Source organism: Priestia sp. YIM B13551, from assembly GCF_042787905.1.
Classification (GTDB): Bacteria; Bacillota; Bacilli; order Bacillales; family Bacillaceae_H; genus Priestia.
In genome coordinates this window covers 540492-564318 of the sequence record NZ_JBHZOX010000001.1, presented here as the reverse complement: position 1 = coordinate 564318, position 23827 = coordinate 540492, and the positions used below count along the sequence as shown (strand labels likewise).

The following is a 23827-nucleotide window of genomic DNA, read 5'->3' as shown; positions in this document are numbered from 1 at the left end:
CTCTTCTTTTTTTATCTCCAATACACTGGGTGTGGGTAAAACGGACGAGGACGAGGGTAAAAGTAAGGGGGATGGTAATAAATAGGACGAGGATAAGGGTAAGGATAAAATGGACGTGGGCGAGGGTATGGATAATAACCATAAGGGAATCTTTCGTCAGTTTCATGGGGATTCGAATAATAATCATAGCCATATTGGTACTCTTCTAAAGCTTGTTCTGGGTAATATTGATAATTCACTCTTTTCACCGCCTAAATTTTTATGCTTTTTACTGTATTCAACATAAAAAGAATTGGAGTATGTACCCATCAAACTTTTAATTTGAAAAAGGCGGGAGACAAAGAGTATTTTGAAAATAAAAACAAATTAGCTTTCCTTCTCGTTTTCTTGTAAGTTATCAGCATCGGGAAGGTTGAGAAGTTCAAAGCTTTTAATAAAAGAAGCGTAAGCAATCGTGTCTTTAATAGGATTTACATAAGATAATGGTTGACCTCGATAGCTGAAATTAAATGTAATCCCAGCAAAATCTTTATTATTGTTGGAAATCAGTTTCGCATTATGTATAAAAGCAGATGCGGCAATCATCGCATCCGGATGATTTTTTACTGCTTTGACTTGAGGATTTGTTTCTACTTCCCAATGCGACAGAAGTTCCATTTGTACAACGGTAGGCATTAAAAATTCCGCATTATTTGAAATAAGTTCATTAATATATTCCACAACTTCTGGATAATTAAGCGCATGTGAAGCCCAAATGTTTGTATCAATGATTACTTTTTCACCCAACACAAATCGTTCACTCCTCTCTACTAGCCATTCGTACCAGCTCTTCTAACCCAAAAGGTGAGTAAAGAGCCGCAGATTCTGAAAGCTGATTGCTTAATAGAAGCTTTTCATATTTAGTTAATCTAGTTTTTGCAGATTTTATGAGCTTTTCTTGTGTATCATTTAATGTTTTATCTTTTTTATCGTACGTGCGTAGAACTTTATTTTGAGGTTTGTATTTAAGATTTTTCTTTTGTATAGGGCGGGAGGAAGGTGATTATGGTGAGGGTTGTGTGTAAATTTTTCCATTTATTTTTAGTTTAAAGTGCTTCTGAACCTCCTTGCTGTATGTTCCTTTTTGGTCATCTACCAAGCGCTGTGCTTTCATGATATCCCTGCCTTTTATATAAATTTATATAGTATATGTGATGAAGGTTTCTCTTACTATTCCTTTTACATAAAAAGATTAAAAAATTAGCTTCCGGGAGTTATTAAATTAACTAATGTTTGCCTGGTGGGTGATAATCTCAGCGAATACCGGACAAAGGTTTAAAAACATGATATCGTGTAAGAGAATAAATCAGTATAGGTTAGAGAAGGAACTACAAAAAAGGGGATGCAAAATGAAAACAGAAAAACAAAAAATGCTGGATGGAGAATTATATCTTTCCGCTGATCTGCAATTAATAAAAGAACGTGAAAACGCTCGAAGATTAACAAGGCTTTATAACCAAACAACAGAAAGGGAAGAAGAAAGACGTACAAACTTATTAAAAGAACTGTTTGGGTCTACGGGAAATTCTCTTTGCATAGAGCCTACTTTCCGCTGTGACTACGGTTCTAACATTCATGTTGGAGAAAATTTTTATGCTAACTTTGATTGCGTACTTTTAGATGTATGTGAAATAAGAATAGGAGATAATTGTTTTCTTGCACCAGGTGTACATATCTATACAGCAACTCATCCTTTGCATGCTCTTGAAAGAATTTCAGGAGCTGAGTTTGGAAAACGCGTAGAAATAGGAAATAACGTCTGGATTGGGGGAAGAGCCGTTATTAATCCTGGAGTGAAAATAGGCAACAATGCGGTAATTGCTTCGGGTGCCGTTGTGACAAAAAATGTTCCTGATAACGTGGTAGTCGGAGGCAATCCTGCAGTTATAATCAAGCATATTGAAAATTAAAGAATAAACAAAGAGCTTTTGAATTGTAAAAGCTCTTTGTTTATACGATGTTTTATTGCCGATTTGGCTCGTCCTCATTTATAATGTTTTGGTTAAATGTAAAAATATACATATTTCCTTCCGAGATCATCCATACTTTATTGACAAAGGAAAATTAATCATGGTATATTATCTTTAATTAAAGATATTTAAATTAAAGATAAATGATGAATAATAAACTAGACGATTTATCCGGAGGAATGTAGAATGAACCACTTAAAAGGAATACACCACGTAACGGCTATTACAAGCAGTGCAGAAAAGAATTATGAATTTTTCACATATGTGTTAGGCATGCGCTTAGTTAAAAAAACGGTCAATCAAGATGATATTCAAACGTATCATTTGTTTTTTGCAGATGATAAAGGAAGCGCTGGAACGGACATGACTTTTTTTGATTTTCCAGGTATTCCAAAAGGTTTTCACGGAACAAATGAAATTTCAAAAACATCTTTCCGCGTTCCAAATGATGAGGCTTTAGACTATTGGGTAAAGCGCTTTGATCGCTTAGAAGTAAAGCATACGGGGATTCAAGAGCTATTTGGGAAAAAGACGCTTTCGTTTGTTGATTTTGATGATCAGCAGTATCAGTTAATTTCCGATGAAGGAAATCAAGGAGTTGAATCAGGCACTCCTTGGCAAAAAGGCCCTGTTCCTCTTCAATACGCTATTACGGGACTCGGTCCTATCTTTATTCGTATTGCCGAGTTTAATTACTTTAAAGAAATGATGGAAAAAGTCCTTTTATTTAAAGAGATTGCTCAAGAAGGAGATCTTCACCTATTTGAAGTAGGAGAAGGAGGAAACGGGGCGCAAGTAGTAGTAGAACACAATGAAAAACTTCCGCAGGCTCAGCAAGGTTTTGGAACGGTTCATCACGTTGCTTTTCGCGTAGAAAATCGACAGGCTCTTGAAGAGTGGATTAACCGAATGCCAAGCTTCGGTTTCCATACTTCTGGTTATGTGAATCGTCACTTCTTTGAATCGTTGTATGCAAGAGTGGCTCCGCAAATTTTATTTGAATTTGCGACAGATGGACCAGGATTTATGGGAGATGAACCTTACGAAACGCTCGGAGAAAAATTATCACTGCCTCCGTTTTTAGAGCCAAAACGTGCAGAAATTGAGAAGCTCGTGCGTCCGATTGATACAGTAAGAAGTACAAAAGAGTTTGTGAAAGAATAGTATACAAAAAACACTCAAATAGTTATTTGAGTGTTTTTTGCTGTTTCAAAGATGAATCAGCTTTCAAAACGCTAAAAAAACGTGCTTTTGATATTTTCTACTTTTATATATACCTGTCGCGAATGTTTACTTAAAAACTGCCAATGTTCTACAGGGAAGGAGTGGGAGTGGGTTGTGCATAGCCTTCTTTATATTTTTCATCGATGTCTTTGCGAATATCTTTTATTGATTTGCCTCGGTTATAGTCGAGCATAGCTTTAGCTGCAATTTCTATACACAATCCGCATTTTGTTCCATGATCATCCCAGACAACTGCTCCGTTTCTTTTGTTTTTAAAAATAAAGCAGTCATAGCTATTTTTGTGATTCGCTTCCATGCCACATCCGCAGTAGCAAGGGATTTTTTCAAGTAGTTCACGATTTTTAGCAACGGATAGATAAACTAGTTTCATATCTTTAGGCTGGTTCTTCAAAAACTGTGGTAAAACATCTGCTCCTGGAGTCTCTTCGCGAATGTCAGCAACTGCAGCTTTATGATGTTCATGACCTGAATGTGCAGAAGAGTTTGTGGCAGAAGAAGTTGTTGTATTGTTTGAACAAGCGGATAATCCAATACTTGTAGCGAGAATCCCCAACAAAATAATTGATTTTTTCAATACAATTAACATCCTTTCATGTGAAAATAAATGATAGTTGCATCATACACGGCAGTTTATCTATGTAGATAATCAAATACCTGCTTGTTTATATCTAATTCTCTATAAGTATGCAAAGCAGTTATCGTGTATGATAGAGATGGACGAGGAAAAAATATGAAGCATGAATTTATCATAAGGTACGTTTTGTAAGTAATTGGACAGAAGGAGAAAGTGAACGGAGGTTAAACAGTAGTGAGTGAACAAAATCAACGTCTTTTTGAATATATTTTAGAGAATTCAGCCTCTATCAGTGAAGAATGGCTGCGCCAAAGAAGTAATATTAAAGGATCGATTTACTCAAAGGACGCAGACGCTTCAGTTGAGAAAAAGCTGCGCGAGCAGCATCTTTATACGATCGAAACAATTGCGAGCGGCTTTCTTGACGATCAAGAGATTTTTAAACAACGTATGGTGAAATGGACGACGGAAGTAGTAAACAGCAGAATTAAATTTGATACGCCGATTTACGAGGTAGTAGAAGCGCTAAGCAAAACAAGAAAAATTATTTGGACGTATGTCAAAACATATAGTCTGATACATTCATCTATTACAAAAGAAGATATACTGTCTTGGAGCGAAGTTTATCATACAACATTTGATAAACTCATTAATGAATTCTCCGAACAGTATTATAAAATCACAAGGCAAAAAATAAGTCTTCAGCAAGAGCTAATCGACGAAACGAGTTTTCCTGTCATTCCAATTGTAGATCACATCGCGGTCTTGCCTTTGGTAGGGCTTATTGATGAAATCAAAGGTGATTCTATTATCGAGGTTGTTCCAAAAAGGTGTGCAGAAAAACATATAAGGCATCTAGTCATTGACTTATCGGGTGTAAATTATGTAGATACGTATGTCGCTCACAAATTTTTTGATTTGATTAACATTTTGCAGCTGCTAGGCATCCATGCGATTATGTCAGGAGTCAGTCCTGACATGGCTCAGACAGCTGTTAATGTAGGAATTAGTTTTAATAAAATTGAAACGTTTGGGCATTTAAAACAAGCTCTCTCTTCGCTTGGTGTAAAGAAAAAAGAAGAAGAATAAAGTATAGAAATGCTAGATCGAAACGGAACTGAGACCTTTACTCTCAGTTCCGTTTCTTTTTGTTTGTCTATATTCTGTATATGAAATAATATTCTGCTGCATTCAAAATCTTGTAAGCATGCCTTACAAACTTCTTTCCACATGGGGACAAATGGAAGATACTAAGAAGCAAATAAACGACGGTTTTCTATGCCAAACGTCTCGTTTAGCTTAAGAATGGAGGTGTAAAGAGAAGAATAAGAGAAGTACATAATGAGATGGTTAAAGCCTTAGATAAGTACTGTTAAGCCGTTTGATTAAGGAGGAGTTCTATGAAAATAATTTATCTTCTTTGCCTGCTTCCGTTTGTAGGAATATTAGGTTTATTGCCTTTTGTTAACAAAGTGAAGCCGTTTATTTTAGGGATGCCCTTTTTTCTCTTTTGGATTGTTATGTGGGTAATCCTTACGTCTTTTATTATGGGTATTGTGTACAAGCTCGATCCTGCTGTTAAAGGAGGAGATAAATAATGAATACCGCTCTGATTATTATTTTTGGTTTTTTACTTTTAGCTATTTATCTTGGAATTCGAGCTACGCGGGGCAAAAAAATGGATTTAGAACAGTGGAGCGTAGGCGGCAGAGGTTTTGGAACTGTTTTTGTCTTCTTTTTGATGGCGGGTGAAATCTATACTACTTTTACGTTTCTAGGAGGAAGCGCTTGGGCATATGGAAAAGGAGGACCGGCGTTTTATATTTTAGCCTATATTTCTTTAGCGTACGTGTTAGGGTATTGGATCGGCCCGCAAATATGGCGATATGCGAAGAAACATAAGCTCATGTCTCAGCCGGATTTTTTTGTTTCAAAATACAAAAGCCCGTTTCTAGGCATCGTTGTTTCATGCGCAGGGGTGCTGGCAATTGTTCCTTATATTATTTTACAATTCAAAGGCTTAGGTATTATTGTATCTGAAGCTTCTTATGGCTCTATCTCTTCAACCGCAGCCATTTGGATTGGAGCCATATCACTAACGGTTTACTTAATGATATCAGGCATACATGGTTCCGCGTGGACGGCTATTGTTAAAGATATTATGATTTTTATTGTCGTCTTATTTTTAGGAATATATATGCCGTTTCATTACTACGGAGGCTTACAGCCAATGTTTGAGGCTGTGCATCAAGCAAATCCAACGTTTCTTACTCTTCCCAAGACAGGTCTAAGTATTTCGTGGTTTATTTCTACAGTCATGCTGACCGTATTAGGATTTTACATGTGGCCGCATACGTTTAATGCAACGTATTCAGCTGAAAACGAGAATGTATTTCGAAAGAATTCTATTATAAGTCCTATTTATACGCTAATGCTGCTTTTTGTCTTTTTTGTAGGGTTTACTGCTCTTATGCAGGTACCTGGACTACAAGGCGCAGAAGCGGACTTGTCACTGCTTCGTCTTTCCATTCAAACATTTGACCCGTGGATTGTCGGCTTTATTGGCGCTGCTGGTTTATTAACAGCACTTGTGCCTGGATCGATGCTTTTGATGGCAGCTTCTACGTCACTATCTAAAAACGTTTATGGCGTTCTTGTTCCCTCAGCGACGGGCAAACAAATTTCGATACTGGCTAAATGCTTCGTACCGGTCATTGCGCTTGTTTCAGTCTATTTTACACTTCATGGAGGGAATACGATTGTAACGCTTTTACTAATGGGCTACAGCATTGTGACGCAGCTGTTTCCTGCTTTTATTTTTAGTTTAATGAAAAACAATATCGTGACTAAATACGGGGCGTGTGCAGGTATTGTTGCCGGCATTGCGTCTGTGATGTATATAACGATTACTGAAACAACGCTTGGCACGTTGTTTCCTGCGTTGCCACAAATCATTAAAGATACAAATGTCGGCGTTATTTCTTTATTTATTAATTTAGTTGTATTAATGGTGGTCAGTTTAGCAACGAAAAAAATCGCCGCACAGCCGCATTTTGAAAGCGGGGCAGTAGATGGAAAACAAATTTTGTGAAAATCTTTTTCCAATTGCGTTTTAAGAACATCATGAAGGGTATAAAAGTAGTGCATCACCAAAATGTTCAATATGGCTGCAAGATATAAGCAGCCTTCTCGATAAAATGTAACGATTGCGTTGTTTTTAAACATAGGTAACGAGTGTGAAAAGCAACAAGACGTATGCCACAAGCGGTGTACGTCTTTTCTATGAAAGATATTTACTTAAAAAAGGAGATGATAACATGACATCTGAAAAAGCATTTGAGCAAAAGAAAGATCTTTTAATGAATCAAATTATTGAATCGGGTTACTTTAAAGCAGAAGACGGGAGACATTTGTACGAATTGAATTTAAGTGAACTAGAACAAACGCATCACGATCTTCAAAACCAAAAAATAAGAGAAGTATAATTAAAATCTTCCAGATTATTAGAAATTCAGCTGATTTCGTATATGTGTGTAAACACCAGCTGTTCAGTTTGTTCCTCCGCGGCTTTTTTGCTTGAAAGCAGGCACTTTTCTTTTTCTTCCTGTGCGTTTACAGCCTAGCTGTTTCCAATCATACTCCTCAAACATATAACTCAACACTTAAGAAATATGCGAATAAAAACAAAAAAAGCGCAGCTTCTGCGCTTTTTTTGTTGAGTTAAAAACGAGTGGAGGCCGCTGTTTTTTTAGGTTTGCTCATTGCTTTTTTTAATACTTCAGAAAAATAGGGCTCTCCGCTAGGATTTTGCTGTCTTAGCAAGTCAATGGTTCCTTTCACGTCATCCATAGCTCTGTGAGCGTGCTCTCTCTCGATATTATGATGATCAAGAAGCGTTGTTAGTTTTTTATTAGGAAAGCCGTACTCTTTCCATTTGACAGCACGCATAGAGCAGTGCCATTTTTGGTTGAATAAAGATGGATACCGTTTTAAAAGAAAACTGCGATCGAAAGAAGCATTATGAGCGATGATAGCCGAAACGCTAGTTAACAGCGATTCCACTTTTTTATCGTCTAATGTTTTATTTTTGACCATCTCATTTGTAATTCCCGTTAAGTTTGTAATATACGGGAAAATGGGAGTTGAAGGCATATTAAATTCTTCATATTCTTCTACAATGTCGATTATTTCTCCGGTAGAAGAATCATAAGAAACAACAGCAATAGCTAGTTCGATAATATCGCATGTTTGCGCACTTAATCCCGTTGTTTCAACATCTAAAACGGCTGCTAATTTCACTTGTTCAGTTGACAACTCGTCGCCCTCCCTTTCTATTTATCATTCTATTAGCTTATCATTTTTCAACAGAAAACGTTAGTAAAAAAGATGAGGTAGCACGTACATGGATTTATTTTATACGCCTATGTGGAAAAGGAATTTATTTTTTAAAAGGAGATGACGATAGCAAAGGAGAATAGTAATATTTACTCATCTAAATTAAGTCTTCATTGAAAATAATGAAATGAAGGAAGAAGGGGATCGTTATCATGCAATTGCTGTATATGGTACTTTTTCTTGTCTTAATTTTTTGGGGAATTACATCTTTTATTCATTACAGGAATCAAACTATTAAAGTTCGTTTGAACAAACATTATACGAATGCAGTAGAATGGATTGAAGCTGTTAAACAAGAGCTAGAAAAGCAAGGGAAATCCGTGAGTTATGAAGGGGATTTCTTGTTTAAAATTGATGAAAAACCTTATGAAATCGCAGCGCGTAACATGTCTATTTGGAGCATGTCGCTCTATCATATCTTGCTGCAGCGTCAAAAAGAACATTCTTAAATTTACTTGCATACAGAAATTATCACTTCTCGTCTATTGAGAAGTGATTTTTTATCTTTCTGTATCCATAATGGGGAATTTTTTGTTTTTATATAATAGTAATACGGAAAAGATGGTTCTAATTCCCTAAAAAAATACGCTTCATATATTTTTAGTTTCTGTTATCGATTTGGCATAGAATTTGCATATGTAAGAAGGTTTTATCAGACGTTTTAATTGTCAGGCAAAGAAAATTAGTTACATACTATAAAACTATTTTACATTATCTACTAGAATTAAAAAATTTTAATAATATAGTAAAATGTAGTTGACCTTCCTAGTTTTAGAATATAAAATAAATCTTGCTAATAGTTTGAAAATTCTAAAATGGAGGGGTTTACTTGAAAAGCTGGAAAAAGATTTTGGGGACATCTTTTCTTGCCACAACTGTTACATTAAGCGGAGTGGGGCCAGTACTTATGAATGGAAGTACTGCTTCAGCTAAAACCGCACAATCGGATGAACTTCCGAGTTCACCAATTGATATGAATACAGTACCGGAAGAAAGATTGGCTAACGCACTGAAAAACCAAGGAGTTATTTCTCAAAGTGCAACACCGCAAGAAGTGAAGAAAGCCGTTACTTCTTACATAAACAAAAAAGATGCACATAAAGAGAGCATGAAGGGACATAAAGCTAGCAAAATTGATTTGAAAGCGAAAGAAATGCAAACAAAACAAAAAGAAAAGTTTCAACGAGGCGAATTTGCTAACATTAAGTCTCAAGGAAACAATTCGGGGAACGGGGTAAACGTTAAACCTGCAGCTCAGGCAAACTATAAAGGACAAGTGAGAAAAGATAAAGTTCTTGTTCTTTTAGTCGAATACGCAGACTTTAAGCATAACAATGTCGTTCAAGAACCTGGTTACATGTATGCAAAAGATTTTAACCGAAATCATTATCAGCAATTAATGTTTGGAAAGAAAGATTTTACGCTATTTAACGGAAAGAAAATTAAAACGTTTAAACAATATTATGAAGAACAGTCTGGAGGTAGTTACACAGTAGATGGAACGGTTTCTGACTGGTTAACTGTACCTGGAAACGCAAAAGAATACGGAGCAGACAACCCAGCGGGAGGAAACGATAATGCGCCTGGATCTAAAGGGCCTCGTAATCTTGTAAAAGAAGCGCTTGCTGCTGCAGCAAAAAGCGGCATTAACCTTTCAGATTATGATCAGTTCGATCAATATGATATCGATGGAGACGGCAACCGCAATGAGCCTGACGGCATAGTGGACCACTTAATGGTCATTCATGCTGGAACTGGGCAAGAAGCAGGTGGAGGTAAACTAGGAAACGATGCTATTTGGTCTCATCGCTCTACTTTGGGACAAGTGTATAAAGTTCCTGGAACAAACATGGCTGCTTATGATTATACAATTGAACCAGAAGACGGAGCAGTTGGCGTTTTTGCTCATGAATTTGGCCATGATTTAGGTTTGCCGGATGAGTATGATACACAGTATACGGGTCAAGGTGAGCCGGTAGGCGTTTGGTCAATTATGAGCGGAGGGAGCTGGGCTGGTGAAGTAGCTGGAACAGAACCGACAAGTTTCTCCCCGCAAAATAAAGAGTTTTTCCAAGCAAATATGGGTGGAAACTGGGCAAATATTCAACAAATCGACAGCAAAAACATTACAAAATCGGGCTCTGTGAGCGTGGTTGATCAAAGCGTAACAAAATCTAAACGACCGGGTATTGTGAAGATTAATTTACCTAAAAAAGCTGTTCAAGGGATTAAGCCTGAGTTTGGAAGCAACTACTACTACAGTAAACGCGGAGATGATCTGCATACGACAATGACGACGCCAGAGTTTGATTTAACAACGGCCAAAACAGCGACGTTCAATTATAAAGCGTTCTATGAAGTAGAGGCAGAATACGATTATTTATATGTAAATGCGATTCTTCCTGACGGTTCAAAAGTTCTGTTAGATACAATTGGTGATAAAGCGAATAACGCAGACGGTTCCGCAGAAACTTCCGGCGGAAACTGGGAAGATAAAAGCTATGACTTGACGCAGTTTAAAGGTAAAAAAATCAAGCTTCAATTTGAATACGTAACAGACGGAGGACTTGCTCTTCAAGGATTTGCACTTGATAATGCCAGTTTAGTAGTAGATGGAAAAACGGTATTTACGGACGATGCTGAAGGAGCGCCAAAAGTAACGTTAGATGGATTTGAAAAGACAAACGGCATCAGCTATAAAGACAACTATTATTACCTTGAGTGGAGAAACTATGCAGGCAGCGATAAAGCACTTCAATTCGCGCGAGGTGCAAAATATAATACAGGCATGCTGCTTTGGTACGCAGATGAAAGCTACCTTGATAACTGGGTAGGACAACATCCAGGTGAAGGATTCCTTGGCGTGGTTGATTCCCATGCTCATAAAGTTCTTTACTTTAATGTGAATGGGATTAGCACGACAGCAAATTCAAGCCGATATCAAATTGCAGACGCGGCGTTCTCATTTGATAAATCACCTGCTTGGTCATATTCCCATAAAACGTGGGGAACTATTTCATCTAAAGGATCAAATGGAGTTACAAGCTTCAACGACAAAAAATCGTATTTAGATGAAAGAATTAAAGATGCAGGCCGCTTGCTTCCTCAAAACGGATTAAAATTAGACGTAATTGGTGAAGCAAAAGACAATTCAGCCGGTGCTGTATGGATTCATAAGTAAAATTAGACGTATTCAAAAAAGATCTGAAGAGCGTATTCTTCGGATCTTTTTTTATGTTAGGAAATCAAAATAAACTATGAGCTAAATAATCAAAGTATTTAATACCGTTTAAAAAATAAAATAAAGGGAATTTTCAACAGTGAATAATTGTTATTATGTCATGAAATTCATCCATATAATCAATACTAATAGGTAAAGAAAATATTGAAAAGGAGTTCTAACTATGAGCTATCGTATCGAAAGAGATTCAATTGGAGAAATCAAAGTGGCAGAAGATAAACTATGGGGAGCGCAAACGCAAAGAAGTAAAGAAAATTTTCCAATAGGGATTGAAAAAATGCCGATTGAAGTAATACGTGCTTTTGCGGTTTTGAAGAAAAGTGCAGCTATTAGTAATCATAAACTAGGCAAACTATCAGCAGGGAAATCGGAAGCCATCGTACAAGCTGCTAACGAAATTATTGAAGGGAAATGGAATGAACATTTTCCTTTAGTGGTATGGCAGACAGGAAGCGGAACGCAATCAAACATGAATGTAAATGAAGTGATTTCCCACCGGGGAAACCAGCTAATAAATGGCGACGAAACGCTTCATCCAAATGATGATGTCAATATGTCACAAAGCTCTAACGATACTTTTCCTACAGCTCTTCATATTGCAGCTGTACTAGAAGTCGAAGATCAATTATTGCCTGCTCTAAAAACATTAAAAGAAACGTTCGCTGCGAAGCAAGAGCAGTTTAAAGATATTATTAAAATAGGCAGAACCCATTTACAAGATGCTACACCGCTAACACTAGGACAAGAAATTAGCGGATGGCATCATATGCTCGAAAAGAATGAAGAAATGATTAAACAAAGCGTAGAGTATATGAAGGAGCTAGCTATTGGCGGTACAGCTGTTGGGACGGGGATAAATGCACATCCCGACTTCGGCGATGAAGTAGCGAAAGAAATCAGCAGCACGCTTGGAAAAACATTTATCTCAGCACCTAATAAATTTCATGCATTAACAAGTCACGATCAAGTGGTTTATGCCCACGGTGCACTCAAAGCCTTAGCAGCTGACTTAATGAAAATCGCCAATGACGTACGCTGGCTGGCAAGCGGTCCTCGGAGCGGACTAGGCGAAATTACGATTCCTGCTAACGAACCAGGAAGTTCTATTATGCCTGGAAAAGTAAATCCAACTCAAAGTGAAGCTCTAACAATGGTTTCTGCACAAGTGCTTGGGAATGACGTGACGATTGGCATTGCGGCTAGTCAAGGAAACTTTGAATTAAATGTATTTAAGCCAGTTATTATTTATAATTTTTTACAATCAGTCAGATTGCTGACAGATTCCATGCAGGCTTTTAACGATAAATGCGCAGTAGGAATTGAACCCAACAAAGAAAAGATTCAGCATAATCTAGAAAATTCTCTTATGCTTGTAACAGCGTTAAATCCGCACATAGGTTATGAAAATGCGGCTAAAATCGCCAAGCTGGCTCATAAAGAAGGAACGACATTAAAAGAAGCAGCGGTCAAAACAGGCCTTCTGACTGAAGAACAATTTGAGCAATGGGTAAATCCTGCTAATATGATTCATCCATCAAAATAAAACAAGAAACCAAGCAGCTCAGAATGCTTGGTTTCTTATTTTAATAAAATAAACATTGTTCTAAATAAACACACAAAAAGAAACTGCGGATTAAAAGAAATTTTACACTACCTTGTACTAGATTCAAATACATACGATTAGGGTATTTACATTTTTATAAAGGAGGGATTCAAGTGACGTACGAAGTGAAGTTTTATTTTGGAAATGAAAAATCAATCAGTACATTGGTTGAATCAGAAAATGTAAAAGAGCTTGAGGAATCTATTATTCATACACAAGGATGGTATCGTTATTATGACAAAAAGCACGAAGCTTATTTAGCGATTCAAATGAGCAACGTTTTACACATCGTTATAAAAGAATATCAGGATCCGGAAAAAACAGGGGTTTTGAGAGATTCGTCGTATACATAAGGAAGCTAGCAAAAGAGGTGAAAACTATGCAAAGGCGACATTCAAATAATCCTATTATTCTCGACGTTTCTCATCATCAAGGAATCATTAATTGGAAAGAAATAAAAAACACCTCAGTAAAAGGGGTGTATATAAAGTTAACAGAAGGTGGAACTTTTGTAGACCCTAGATCCTATGAAAATTATATAGGTGCTAAAAATGCGGGCTTGAGAGTAGGGTTTTATCATTATGCTCACTGTACAAATAGCCCGGAGAAAGAAGCTGCTTTTTTTATTGCTCAGCTTGGACAAATGAAACTAGACCTTCCGCCATGTTTGGATCTAGAAGAAGATAAGAAAAAATCCAAAGAATTTGTTTCTCGCTTTGCCGTAAGCTGGCTCGGGCATGTTCACAAAACAACAGGGATTAAGCCTATCGTATATACGAACTATCATTTTGCTAAAACTTTTTTTACAAACGAAATAAGTAAGTATCCTTTGTGGGTAGCAAGATATAGTGCAGCCAACAGACAAGGCGGTATGCAGCACCCTGGTAAGCTAAGTCAGTGGCAGCGATGGGCAATGTTTCAGTATACGGATTCTGGCAGAGTAAAAGGAATTTCTACAAATGTGGATATAAATGAAATGGACTACTCATTTTTTAAAGAAGTCACAACAAATCTCTCTATGACGAATAATACAAAAGGACCCTTTGTGTATTCCAAAGGTGATAGAGGGTTAGGAGTCAAACAAATTCAGCAAAACTTACTTGCGCTAGGTTTTTCTCTTCCGAAGTTTGGAGCAGACGGTTTCTATGGAGATGAATTAATCGCTGCAGTGAAAAAATTCCAGAATCGGTATGGCCTTTTTTTAGATGGGATAGCAGGAGCGGACACACTGCCGCGTCTTGTTAAAGAAGTGAATAATCTGAATAATCTGGTTTAAGAGATTACCTGATAGGGAAAAGTCACTGTAAGATTCAAAAAGGTACAAGGAAGGAGCTATTATGAGAAAACGAAAACAAAAAGCATTGATATCAGGTATTACATTATCAACGGTAGGAGTCGGCATTACGTCTTATATATTAAGCGATGCTGCGAAACGACGAAAAGTAAAAGGACTTGTTCGAAGTGCCAAAGTAAAACTTTCAAGTTTATCTAAAAAACAGCAGGTAAATGCTACCTTGAATAAAGATGCTCATTCAGATCCTACGTACGTTTCTGAAAGCAATATGATTTCAGAAGGACCTATGTATCAAGACCAACATAGATAATAAAAAACTAGTCTTGCCTCGGGCGAGACTAGTTTTTTTATTAATTTTATAAATAGCAGCGCTTATTCATGTTACACTCTCTATATAAGGGAATTATTTTACGCATATTTACAAGTAAAGGAGGAATAGAAGGAGTGGTTAGTAGCGGATTTTTTGTTAACTTATGTATTTTTTCGTTTTTTGTCAGTATTATGATTGCGATACGAATATTTTTGTTACAGCGTCTAGCCCATAAATACAAATGGATGAGTGGTATTTATGCAAGTATTGTTTCTGCTATTCTTATGGTGTATAGCGTTACGTATCAACAGATTACATATGATTTACGTTTTCTTCCTCTTATTTTGACCGTTCTATACTTTGGTTATAGAGCCGGTGCAGTTGCAGGTATCACTATGGCTGTGTGCAGTATCTATTTAGAAAGTCATTGGTTACTGACTATCTTAATTTTAATTTTTACCTTTTTGTTTTCCCTTCCTCTTATTCGATATAAAAAGCAGTTTTCTTTATTAAAACAATCTCTTCTTTGTTTCTTTCTTCATTTTATCGTTCATGTCTTACTGACAAATTACTTCTGGAATACACCTATTCAGTCGCCGTTTTATAGCGAAATAGAATATTTAGTGTTCGGAATTCTCGGACTGGGAGTAGCCGTAGCGACGATAGAATTTTATCGTAAATTTTACGCTGTAGCAGAAGAAGCTGCTTATGCTGGATCAGATTCATGTAAGGATGAAGAAGATTCTTTTTTTGTCAGAATAATGAAAAAAGAACCAGAATATACGAAAGAACAGTTGGAGTCTTTTATTAATCATCACATGGATGCGGTTATTATAACTGATTTAGAAGGGCAAATCTTGCGAGTTAATGAGGCCTATGAAAAAGTATATGGATGGAAATCCCATGAAGTCATTGGGAAAAAATATTACGATATAGCAGGAGCTTTTAGTAAGGATGTACATGAGAATATAAAAAAGACTGTTGCTGAAAAAGAGGCAATCAATCGAGTAGAAGTTGTCAGAGCTCGTAAAGATGGAAGTTTGGTAGACCTTCGCATCACCATTTCTCCAATTTTTAATGGGAAAGATGAGTTGGTAGGTTTGTCTGGAGTATGTGTGGATATATCTGAAGCTAAAAAAGCTAAACAAGAGCTTGATTTGCTGCATCGTAAGCTTAAGGAAAGTGAGTTAAAGTACCGCACGTTATTTGAATATGCAAACGACGCGATTTATTTACTTGAAATAGGTTCGGATCATTTCCCTGCCCGTTTTGTTGAAGTAAACGAAGCTGGATGTAAACGCTTTGGATATACGAGAGAAGAGCTTTTATCCATGCCTTGTCACGGTATTATACCTAGAGATTCTGACATCGTTCAAAAAACAGTCGAAGAAATTCGTAACGGAAATCTTTCTTTTACGCTGCAATCACAGTTTACATTTAAGTCTGGCGAAATAAAAAAACTAGAATATAGTGGGAAGTTGTTCAATATAGAAAACAAAAAAGTGCTTCTTATTGTTTCAAGAGACAGGACAGAGTACTTAAAAACAGAAGAGCTGCTGCAGAAATCTGAGAAATTAGCAGCGGTCGGGCAGCTTGCTACAGCTATTGCTCATGAAATTAGAAATCCTTTAACGGCCATCAAAGGGTTTATGCAGTTATTAACTGAAAAAGCGAGTAAAGAAGAGTTAACCTATATGAACATTATATCCTCTGAAATTGAGCGTATTGAAATGATTACAGATGAATTCATGTCTGTGGCAAAACCACAGGCCGTAACATTTCAGTCGATTGATTTGCAGCTGTTAATTCAACAAGTGATTTTATTGCTGCAGCCTCAAGCAACCATGAAAAACATCTTTATTGAACTTAACTCATATGGAGAAATGCCTTTTGTATATTGTGAAAGCAATCAAATGAAACAGGTGTTTATAAACATTCTTAAGAATGCGATTGAAGCAATGCCTTCCGGAGGAGAAATTAAAGTTGAGCTGAGAAAAAAGGACAACAATCATATTCATATTCAAATTATTGATGAAGGTGTAGGAATTTCAAAAGAACGCATCAAACATTTAGGTGAACCATTTTACAGTATTAAAGAAGACGGAATCGGGTTAGGATTAATGATCTGCTTTAATATGATCCAACAGCATAAAGGAACTCTTAGTATTGAAAGTGAAGTAAACAAAGGGACGAGTGTGGAAATTTGTTTACCGTTAGATTAAAAGGTAATCAGTTAAAGGAAGAAGAAATTTTGCAACAAGTTGTTTAGTAAAGTTATAATATTCTATGTTGAAGTAAAATAAGCAAAGGAGTGGTTACGATTAAACAGAAAAAGTGGATTAACATATTTCGTATTCTGTATATTATTTTTGCTATTATTGCGATTGGAGCATCTTTTGGAGACTATTCTTTTGGGCTTAATAATCCCCGCATAGTCAGTTTAACGGCTCTCATTTTGGCGGTTATCTGTATTGTTCCGTATTACATACTTCGCTTTAAAGAACAAGCTTCTAAAAGTAAATAAGTTAATATTTGTTATCTTAAAAGAGGCTGGGACAAAAGTATTTTAGTTGAAGGAAGATCCGAACGATTCATCGTTCGGATTTTTTTATTTTTATGGTGAACATGGGTTTAATTTAGCTGGTTGTTTCTGGCGGTTGATTGGAGTAATTTCGTTATGTCTCAATCTCTTTTTTATCGTAATAAAAGGGCGATAAATGGGCTAGCATTTTTCCTAGCCTGTACATATGCTATAGAGTAAACAGGCTACGGAGGTGAAGTCAAATGGGATTTTGTAACTGGGGTTACGGCGGTGGTTATGGCTACGGCGGCTACGGTAATTACGGTGGCGGTTTTGCATTAATCGTTGTACTATTTGTTTTATTAGTTATCGTTGGTTGTACATGTTTCAAATAAAAAAAGCACGAATCTGCAAAGAATTTAGTAGATTCGTGCTTTTTTATATGGGTAAAATCTTAGTACTATAATGAAATAATGTCGTGAACATACATAAAAAACATATAAAAAATTTAATTAATAGATTAAAAAAATAAAAAATGAATAGGAACAGTAGATTTAAGTCTTAAAAATGAGCTAGAATTTATAATTTTCCTTATAAGTAATTTTTGTAAAATGCTTCAGAGAGTTGATAGTAAGAGCCAATAGCACTAACTAGGCTACTAGTTTTTATCACCTGCCCAGAAGAATTATTTCACTTGTATGAAAATCAACATAAATGATTTTCATATAGTTTAAATAGGTAAAAAAGACTTATTGTAAAGATTTATTTTTAATTTTCATAATAATAGGAATATTGAAATAATATATAGACGTAGTAATTTTTAGTTGCTATAATGTTGCTAATTATCACAATTAACAGAAAAATTGCGGTAATTAAATTTACTAGGGATAGGGAGAAAAAAACTATGAAAAAGAAAAAACAGGCTTTAAAGGTATTATTATCAGTTGGTATTCTTTCTTCATCATTTGCTTTTGCACATACGAGCAGTGCCGCGCCAAATAATGTACTTTCAACTGAAAAGTACAACAAAGAAATTAAATCTCCTGAGTTTATTTCTGGGAAGCTCTCAGGCCCATCATCACAGAAAGCTCAAGACGTCGTATTTCACTATATGAATAAAAATAAAGACAAATATAAATTAGGAAACGAAAATGCCCAAAACTCGTTTAAAGTAACAGAAGTAGTGAAAGATCCCGTTGAACAAGCAACCGTTGTACGCTTGCAGCAGGTATACAATAATATTCCTGTATGGGGATCTACTCAATTAGCACACGTAGCGAAAGATGGAACCTTAAAAGTTGTATCAGGTACAGTAGCTCCTGATTTAGATAAAAAGGAAAAGCTAAAAGGACAGAAGCAAGTTGACAGCAAAAAGGCGATTCAAGCAGCTGAAAAAGATTTAGGCTTTAAACCGACGTATGAAAAATCCCCTTCATCTGAACTGTATGTTTATCAAAATGGTTCAGACACAACGTATGCTTATGTAGTAAATTTAAATTTCTTAAGCCCTGAACCAGGCAACTATTATTACTTTGTTGATGCTATTAACGGTAAAGTGCTAGATAAGTACAATACGATTGATTCCGTAGCTGGTCCAAAAGCCGACGTGAAGCAAGCGGCAAAGCCGGCAGCGAAACCTGTAACAGGCACAAATGCTATTGGCTCAGGTAAAGGAGTGCTTGGAGATACTAAATCCTTAAAGACAACGTTATCTAGTTCTACTTACTACTTACAAGATAATACAAGAGGCGCCACAATCTATACGTACGATGCAAAAAATCGTACATCTCTTCCGGGTACTCTATGGGCAGATACCGATAATACGTACAATGCAACCCGCGATGCAGCTGCAGTAGATGCTCACTATTATGCAGGTGTGACATATGATTATTATAAAAACAAATTTAACCGCAACTCCTATGACAATGCAGGAGCTCCGCTAAAATCGACTGTTCATTATAGCAGCGGCTACAATAATGCGTTTTGGAATGGCTCTCAAATGGTATATGGAGATGGAGATGGATATACTTTTGTTCCGTTATCAGGAGGATTAGACGTTATCGGACATGAATTGACGCATGCGGTCACAGAAAGAAGTTCTAATTTAATCTATCAATATGAATCAGGTGCATTAAACGAAGCAATTTCCGATATTTTCGGAACATTGGTAGAATACTATGACAACCGCAATCCAGATTGGGAAATTGGAGAAGATATTTATACGCCTGGAACAAGCGGTGATGCCCTTCGTTCAATGAGCAACCCAGCAAAATATGGAGATCCGGATCATTATTCAAAGCGCTATACAGGTTCTAGTGACAACGGCGGAGTTCATACAAACAGCGGTATTATCAACAAAGCTGCCTACTTGCTAGCTAACGGAGGAACGCATTACGGGGTTACTGTAACAGGCATCGGCGGCGATAAGCTAGGAAAAATTTATTACCGTGCCAATACGCTATACTTCACTCAGTCTACAACGTTTAGCCAAGCGCGTGCAGGTTTAGTACAAGCTGCTGCTGATTTATACGGTTCAGGCTCTCAAGAAGTAATTTCAGTAGGCAAGTCATTTGACGCAGTTGGTGTTCAATAAGTTATAAACCAAAAGTCGCAAGATAAATGAGGTATCTTACGACTTCCTATATTACCTTACTACCAATAAAGGAGTACTCGTATAAATATATTACAGTACTCCTTTATTTTATGTTAATAAATAAGGAAGACAGATTTCTTCTTGATCTATAAAAATCCACTTCTTATTCCTCCCTTTTATGTCCGTTCGGATTATACCATTGTTTGTTAAATGAAGAGGACCCGTTTTAGTAAACGGTCTTATTATAAAATGTTATAATAAAGAAAAGAATTGAATACATACATATGAAAAAGGAGTGGAGGAATCAATGGACAAAATTGCTGTTATTTCAGATATCCACGGAAATCTTCCTGCATTAGAAGCAGTTTTAGCTGACATACAACAACGAGATATCCATCGCATCATTTGTCTAGGTGATTTAGTAGGAAAAGGACCGGATTCAAGTAAAACGATTGATATCATAAAAGAAAAGTGCGAAGTAACAGTAATGGGAAACTGGGATGACTTTATTACAAAGCCTGTGGAATTTGAAGCGTTAAAATGGCATCAAAAGAAGTTAAGTTCAACCCAAGAGGCATACTTAAAGGAACTTCCTTTTTCCGTTGAGTTTATGATGAGCGGAAAATTAATTAGAATGTTTCACGCTTCACCTAGAAGTCTTTATGATCGAATTCAACCCTGGGATTCACTTGAAAAGCGCCTTAGTCTATTTGCTAATACGGAATATACGGAAAATATAAAAGGATCAAGAGAGCCGGATGTTATCTGTTACGGAGATGTACATAATGCATTTATTCAACATATTAAAGGGAAAACGCTATGTAATGTAGGAAGTGTAGGAAACCCGCTTGATTTACCGCAAGCTTCCTATCTTATCTTAGAAGGAAACGATCAAGACGAAAGCCCTTCAGCATTTTCTATTCAATTTGTGCGTATTCCATACGATATTGAAAAAGCAATAGAATTGGCGAGATCTGTAGAGATGCCGGATTTTGAACCCTACGTTCAAGAATTAAAAACAGCTCGCTATAGAGGACTAAAAAATTAAGAATAGAATGTATCTCAACCTTCAGCATAAATGCTGAAGGTTTTTTAGTGGGGTATATGAGGGGTTTTTCAACATCATTAGTATGATACATGCAAATAAAAGTTATTCCGATGAATTTAAGGGAGGGAAAACTTGGAGAAAAACATACAGCATTTGAAAGGAAATAAATTTTATTTTATGAAGACAATATGAAGAGGGCAATTCCATTTGAACATAAAATCATGCAAAAACGCCCCTGAAAAGCTGTTTTTAACATAACGAGTGGAGGAATACATGATGAAATTTTTTATTGATACAGCTAACCTGGAAGATATTAAAAAAGCTTATAAAATTGGGGTATTATCAGGTGTTACCACAAACCCTTCCCTAGTAGCTAAAGAAGGCGTAAAGTTTGAAGATCGCATCGAAGAAATTTTAAAAACCGTCCCGGAAGTAGAATCCGTTTCAGCAGAAGTCACGCCCGACACAGTAACAGCAGATGACATGATTGCTCAAGCAGAAGAGCTTATAAAAATTAATGGAGGAGACAAAAATATAACGATTAAACTTCCTATGACCATTGCTGGATTGGAAGCAACCCGTTATCTAGCTAAAAAAGGCGTAAAAACAAACGTAACGTTAATTTTTACAGTGAATCAAGCGCTTCTAGCAGCGCGTGCCGGTGCCACATACGTATCGCCATTTTTAGGACGCTTAGACGATATTTCAGAAGACGGTGTTTATCTGGTATCTCGAATTGCAGAGCTATTTCGAATTCAGCACATTGACTCACAAATTATAGCAGCGTCAGTCAGACACCCAGATCACGTCACGCGAGTAGCTCTTGCTGGGGCTCATATTGCTACAATTCCGTATGCCGTAATTGAACAATTAGTAAAACACCCGTTAACAGAACAAGGAATTGAAAAATTTGCATCAGACTGGGAAAAAGCTGTAAAAAGTTAAATTCACTTAAGGAGAAGACATCATTTTAGTGTCTTCTCTGCTTAAAGGGTATACGAAGATTCTTTTTTTCTATTTTGCAGCAAACAACTTATCATTAATAGGCGAACATCCTATACATATATGCAGAGATGACATACGTTAATAGAAACGAAAGAGGTGTTAAAATGGGCTGTATTATTAACATTGAGAATATCGTGACTAACGGGTTAAAAGACAATTCGAATGTAAGCGTAGGCTGTGTTGTACAAAATAGTCACACGGCAAATACAAAATCGGTAGGAGCTTGTTTTTCGTTTGGAAACGGCTCTCCTGCTATTGCCTCTATGACAAACAGTAATATCGACTTTTGTAAAGGTGAAGAAAATAAAGAGTAACAATCTTGAAAACAATTCCAGAAAGAGTATTTCTGGAATTGTTTTTTGGTAAGTGATAGAGTTTTGTTAACAAGTTGTTTTGGCTTTTAAAAGAAAAACATTCATGAGGGAGGGGTTTGAGCGGTGCTATGAGCATTATTTCTATTATTCCTTATACATACGTTGAAAGAAAAATAAAACGAACACAAAAGGTGACGATTCAGCATTCAAAAGACATGTGCTTATATACTGATAATATTCAAACAGAGAATGATTGCTTTCACATTAACAGCATATTTGACATCTCTTACAAATGCGTTTCAAAAGAAAGCGGCTTTTTATACTTACATACAAATCAAGGGATGTTCGCTTATACCATACACACCGATCCTGCTGCCTTTATAGCAGCATATAAAGATATAAAAAAGAAGGGGTGACATTGCTGTCAGCCCTTCTTTTTTTTTGTTACTATTTTATCCACTGTACAACTTGATCCATACTTCTTCTCGTTTTTCCACGTTTAGGTTCATGAATTCGGTAGCCGAACGCAACCATAACGGAAATATCAAACTTACCGTCTTCTAGTAATCCTTCTTCTTTTAGAATTTCATGTACTTGGTCATAGTTAAATCCTTCAATCGGACAAGAATCAATACCAATTTGAGCAGCTGATGTCATCATATTAGCTAGTGCAATATAAGATTGTTTGCTAGCCCAATCAAACAGCGCTCGCTTGCTTTCGAACAAGTGAAAATCATTTTCTTGGAAATCTTTATAACGAGGCATTAATGTCTCTAATACATCATCGGGCATTTCTTTTACGTTTTTCTGAAGATCCAATACATATTCAGAGTCATATCTTGCGTCTGTGCGAGAAAGAATAATAACAAAATGACTTGCTGTAGGAATTTGACCTTGTGCTCCCCAAGAAACAGCTTTTAATTTTTCTTTTAAATCTTTATTTTCAACGACTAAAAACTTCCACGGCTCATAACCTACTGAGCTTGGAGATAAGCGCCCTGTTTCTAAAATGAATTGGAAATCTTCATCGGAAATTTTCTTCGTTGGATCAAACTCTTTTGTAGCATGACGAAAGTTAAATGCGTCTAAAATTTCTTGTTTTTTATCTGTATTGTTCATGTGTAAACAACCTTTCTGTAAAAATATTTAGTCATGAACTGTTCAGAGTAATCTATACCCTGTATAGCTTACAATTAACAGCCAGTTAACATACAATTTGTCATAAAATCCGTTTGCAGATTTATCATAAATTATATAAATCATTCTAACAAGTACGCACATTTTTGTTGTATAGTATACTTTTTTATACTGTTGATCCAATTTTATAAGAAGCAGAAAGGAGGAAACGATCTGGGGAGTTTGTTTTTGAAAAAATAGTTAAGAGGGAGAAAAAGGAGAAGAGTACTCTTCTCCTTTTTAATTAAATTTTGGTATTTGATTTTTTCGCTTTGTTTTCAAGTTCACTTTTCGGTTCTGTTGAAAATTCAACATCTTTTCCGTGTCCTTGAGGGTTAACACCAGGAGCTACTTGACCGCGGTTAGCAGATTTTTTTGTACCCATTTTCGTCACCTCCGTTCGGTTAGTATGTGCAAAAAAGTGAAACAAAAATCAAGAAGTAAAGCGTGGAAAGATAAATAGGAAAAGATTATCTTTAAGCATCTTCATTACATAAAC

The 23827-nt window shown here is 36.3% G+C and carries 25 protein-coding genes and 1 pseudogene; 20 read left to right on the top strand and 6 right to left on the bottom strand.

The annotated features are described in order from the left end of the window. Positions 1 to 11 precede the first annotated feature (11 nt). Positions 12 to 239, bottom strand: coding sequence for a hypothetical protein (locus tag ACFX4N_RS02940; RefSeq protein ID WP_078081837.1), 228 nt, complete (start codon positions 237 to 239; stop codon positions 12 to 14). Between the two features lie 127 nt (positions 240 to 366). Then, positions 367 to 789, bottom strand: a complete 423-nt coding sequence (locus ACFX4N_RS02935; RefSeq protein WP_057273162.1) for a type II toxin-antitoxin system VapC family toxin — start codon at positions 787 to 789, stop codon at positions 367 to 369. Between the two features lie 599 nt (positions 790 to 1388). Here ACFX4N_RS02935 and ACFX4N_RS02930 point away from each other — a divergent pair. Both ACFX4N_RS02930 and ACFX4N_RS02925 read left to right on the top strand, forming a co-directional pair. Then, entirely contained in the window at positions 1389 to 1949 is a 561-nt protein-coding gene (locus tag ACFX4N_RS02930; protein ID WP_064471670.1) for a maltose acetyltransferase domain-containing protein, read from the top strand. A 246-nt stretch (positions 1950 to 2195) separates the two neighbouring features. Continuing rightward, positions 2196 to 3173, top strand: a complete 978-nt coding sequence (locus ACFX4N_RS02925; protein ID WP_013057008.1) for a ring-cleaving dioxygenase — start codon at positions 2196 to 2198, stop codon at positions 3171 to 3173. Between the two features lie 148 nt (positions 3174 to 3321). Here the strand turns inward: ACFX4N_RS02925 and ACFX4N_RS02920 are convergent, their stop codons facing one another. Continuing rightward, positions 3322 to 3828, bottom strand: coding sequence for a PCYCGC motif-containing (lipo)protein (locus ACFX4N_RS02920; RefSeq protein ID WP_013083117.1), 507 nt, complete (start codon positions 3826 to 3828; stop codon positions 3322 to 3324). A 234-nt stretch (positions 3829 to 4062) separates the two neighbouring features. Between ACFX4N_RS02920 and ACFX4N_RS02915 the strand changes: the two genes are divergently transcribed. From ACFX4N_RS02915 to ACFX4N_RS02900, 4 genes are all read left to right on the top strand, one after another. Then, positions 4063 to 4917, top strand: a complete 855-nt coding sequence (locus ACFX4N_RS02915) for an STAS domain-containing protein (protein ID WP_029321717.1) — start codon at positions 4063 to 4065, stop codon at positions 4915 to 4917. A gap of 311 nt (positions 4918 to 5228) precedes the next feature. Beyond that, complete coding sequence (locus ACFX4N_RS02910) at positions 5229 to 5426, top strand: DUF3311 domain-containing protein (RefSeq protein WP_029321718.1); 198 nt, start codon at positions 5229 to 5231, stop codon at positions 5424 to 5426. Next, positions 5426 to 6919, top strand: a complete 1494-nt coding sequence (locus ACFX4N_RS02905) for a sodium:solute symporter family protein (RefSeq protein ID WP_029321721.1) — start codon at positions 5426 to 5428, stop codon at positions 6917 to 6919. Before ACFX4N_RS02910 ends, ACFX4N_RS02905 begins: the two co-directional genes overlap by 1 nt. 226 nt (positions 6920 to 7145) lie before the next feature. Continuing rightward, the gene (locus tag ACFX4N_RS02900) at positions 7146 to 7313 is read left to right on the top strand and encodes a Fur-regulated basic protein FbpA (RefSeq protein ID WP_013057013.1); all 168 of its coding nucleotides are present in this window, start codon (positions 7146 to 7148) and stop codon (positions 7311 to 7313) included. A gap of 235 nt (positions 7314 to 7548) precedes the next feature. On the opposite strand, the gene ACFX4N_RS02895 is transcribed toward ACFX4N_RS02900, so the two are convergent. Next, positions 7549 to 8142: an exonuclease domain-containing protein gene (locus tag ACFX4N_RS02895; RefSeq protein WP_013057015.1), complete on the bottom strand. Its 594-nt coding sequence runs from the start codon at positions 8140 to 8142 to the stop codon at positions 7549 to 7551. Between the two features lie 233 nt (positions 8143 to 8375). Between ACFX4N_RS02895 and ACFX4N_RS02890 the strand changes: the two genes are divergently transcribed. From ACFX4N_RS02890 to ACFX4N_RS02825, 14 genes and pseudogenes are all read left to right on the top strand, one after another. Continuing rightward, positions 8376 to 8672 carry a hypothetical protein gene (locus ACFX4N_RS02890; RefSeq protein WP_013057017.1) on the top strand — a complete coding sequence of 99 codons (297 nt, stop codon included), beginning with the start codon at positions 8376 to 8378 and terminating at the stop codon, positions 8670 to 8672. Between the two features lie 380 nt (positions 8673 to 9052). Further along, positions 9053 to 11404: an immune inhibitor A domain-containing protein gene (locus tag ACFX4N_RS02885; protein ID WP_301264341.1), complete on the top strand. Its 2352-nt coding sequence runs from the start codon at positions 9053 to 9055 to the stop codon at positions 11402 to 11404. A 223-nt stretch (positions 11405 to 11627) separates the two neighbouring features. Then, a complete protein-coding gene (fumC, locus tag ACFX4N_RS02880) occupies positions 11628 to 13007 on the top strand; it encodes a class II fumarate hydratase (protein ID WP_029321725.1) in 1380 nt (459 codons plus the stop codon). A 173-nt stretch (positions 13008 to 13180) separates the two neighbouring features. Beyond that, positions 13181 to 13420: a hypothetical protein gene (locus ACFX4N_RS02875; RefSeq protein ID WP_013057019.1), complete on the top strand. Its 240-nt coding sequence runs from the start codon at positions 13181 to 13183 to the stop codon at positions 13418 to 13420. A 26-nt stretch (positions 13421 to 13446) separates the two neighbouring features. Next, positions 13447 to 14343: a GH25 family lysozyme gene (locus ACFX4N_RS02870; RefSeq protein ID WP_057273165.1), complete on the top strand. Its 897-nt coding sequence runs from the start codon at positions 13447 to 13449 to the stop codon at positions 14341 to 14343. Positions 14344 to 14404: 61 nt separating this feature from the next. Then, entirely contained in the window at positions 14405 to 14671 is a 267-nt protein-coding gene (locus tag ACFX4N_RS02865) for a hypothetical protein (protein ID WP_013057021.1), read from the top strand. Positions 14672 to 14805: 134 nt separating this feature from the next. Then, entirely contained in the window at positions 14806 to 16893 is a 2088-nt protein-coding gene (locus ACFX4N_RS02860) for a PAS domain S-box protein (RefSeq protein ID WP_192100425.1), read from the top strand. A gap of 89 nt (positions 16894 to 16982) precedes the next feature. Continuing rightward, positions 16983 to 17195 carry a hypothetical protein gene (locus tag ACFX4N_RS02855; RefSeq protein WP_013057022.1) on the top strand — a complete coding sequence of 71 codons (213 nt, stop codon included), beginning with the start codon at positions 16983 to 16985 and terminating at the stop codon, positions 17193 to 17195. Positions 17196 to 17455: 260 nt separating this feature from the next. Continuing rightward, complete coding sequence (locus ACFX4N_RS02850; RefSeq protein ID WP_057273167.1) at positions 17456 to 17587, top strand: YjcZ family sporulation protein; 132 nt, start codon at positions 17456 to 17458, stop codon at positions 17585 to 17587. A 599-nt stretch (positions 17588 to 18186) separates the two neighbouring features. Then, positions 18187 to 19785, top strand: a pseudogene (locus tag ACFX4N_RS02845) (M4 family metallopeptidase); the annotation flags it as partial. Positions 19786 to 20092: 307 nt separating this feature from the next. After that, a complete protein-coding gene (locus ACFX4N_RS02840) occupies positions 20093 to 20833 on the top strand; it encodes a metallophosphoesterase family protein (protein WP_192100424.1) in 741 nt (246 codons plus the stop codon). 276 nt (positions 20834 to 21109) lie between these two features. Beyond that, entirely contained in the window at positions 21110 to 21778 is a 669-nt protein-coding gene (gene fsa, locus ACFX4N_RS02835) for a fructose-6-phosphate aldolase (protein WP_013057026.1), read from the top strand. A 164-nt stretch (positions 21779 to 21942) separates the two neighbouring features. Further along, a complete protein-coding gene (locus ACFX4N_RS02830) occupies positions 21943 to 22152 on the top strand; it encodes a spore germination protein (RefSeq protein WP_013057027.1) in 210 nt (69 codons plus the stop codon). A 116-nt stretch (positions 22153 to 22268) separates the two neighbouring features. Next, positions 22269 to 22568, top strand: coding sequence for a 3-isopropylmalate dehydratase (locus ACFX4N_RS02825; RefSeq protein WP_240530760.1), 300 nt, complete (start codon positions 22269 to 22271; stop codon positions 22566 to 22568). 31 nt (positions 22569 to 22599) lie between these two features. Here ACFX4N_RS02825 and ACFX4N_RS02820 read toward each other — a convergent pair whose 3' ends face one another. Together ACFX4N_RS02820 and sspL are read right to left on the bottom strand one after the other, a co-directional pair. Then, a complete protein-coding gene (locus ACFX4N_RS02820; RefSeq protein ID WP_013057029.1) occupies positions 22600 to 23271 on the bottom strand; it encodes an NAD(P)H-dependent oxidoreductase in 672 nt (223 codons plus the stop codon). Between the two features lie 301 nt (positions 23272 to 23572). Then, positions 23573 to 23713: a small, acid-soluble spore protein L gene (gene sspL / locus ACFX4N_RS02815; RefSeq protein ID WP_013057030.1), complete on the bottom strand. Its 141-nt coding sequence runs from the start codon at positions 23711 to 23713 to the stop codon at positions 23573 to 23575. Positions 23714 to 23827: the final 114 nt, after the last annotated feature.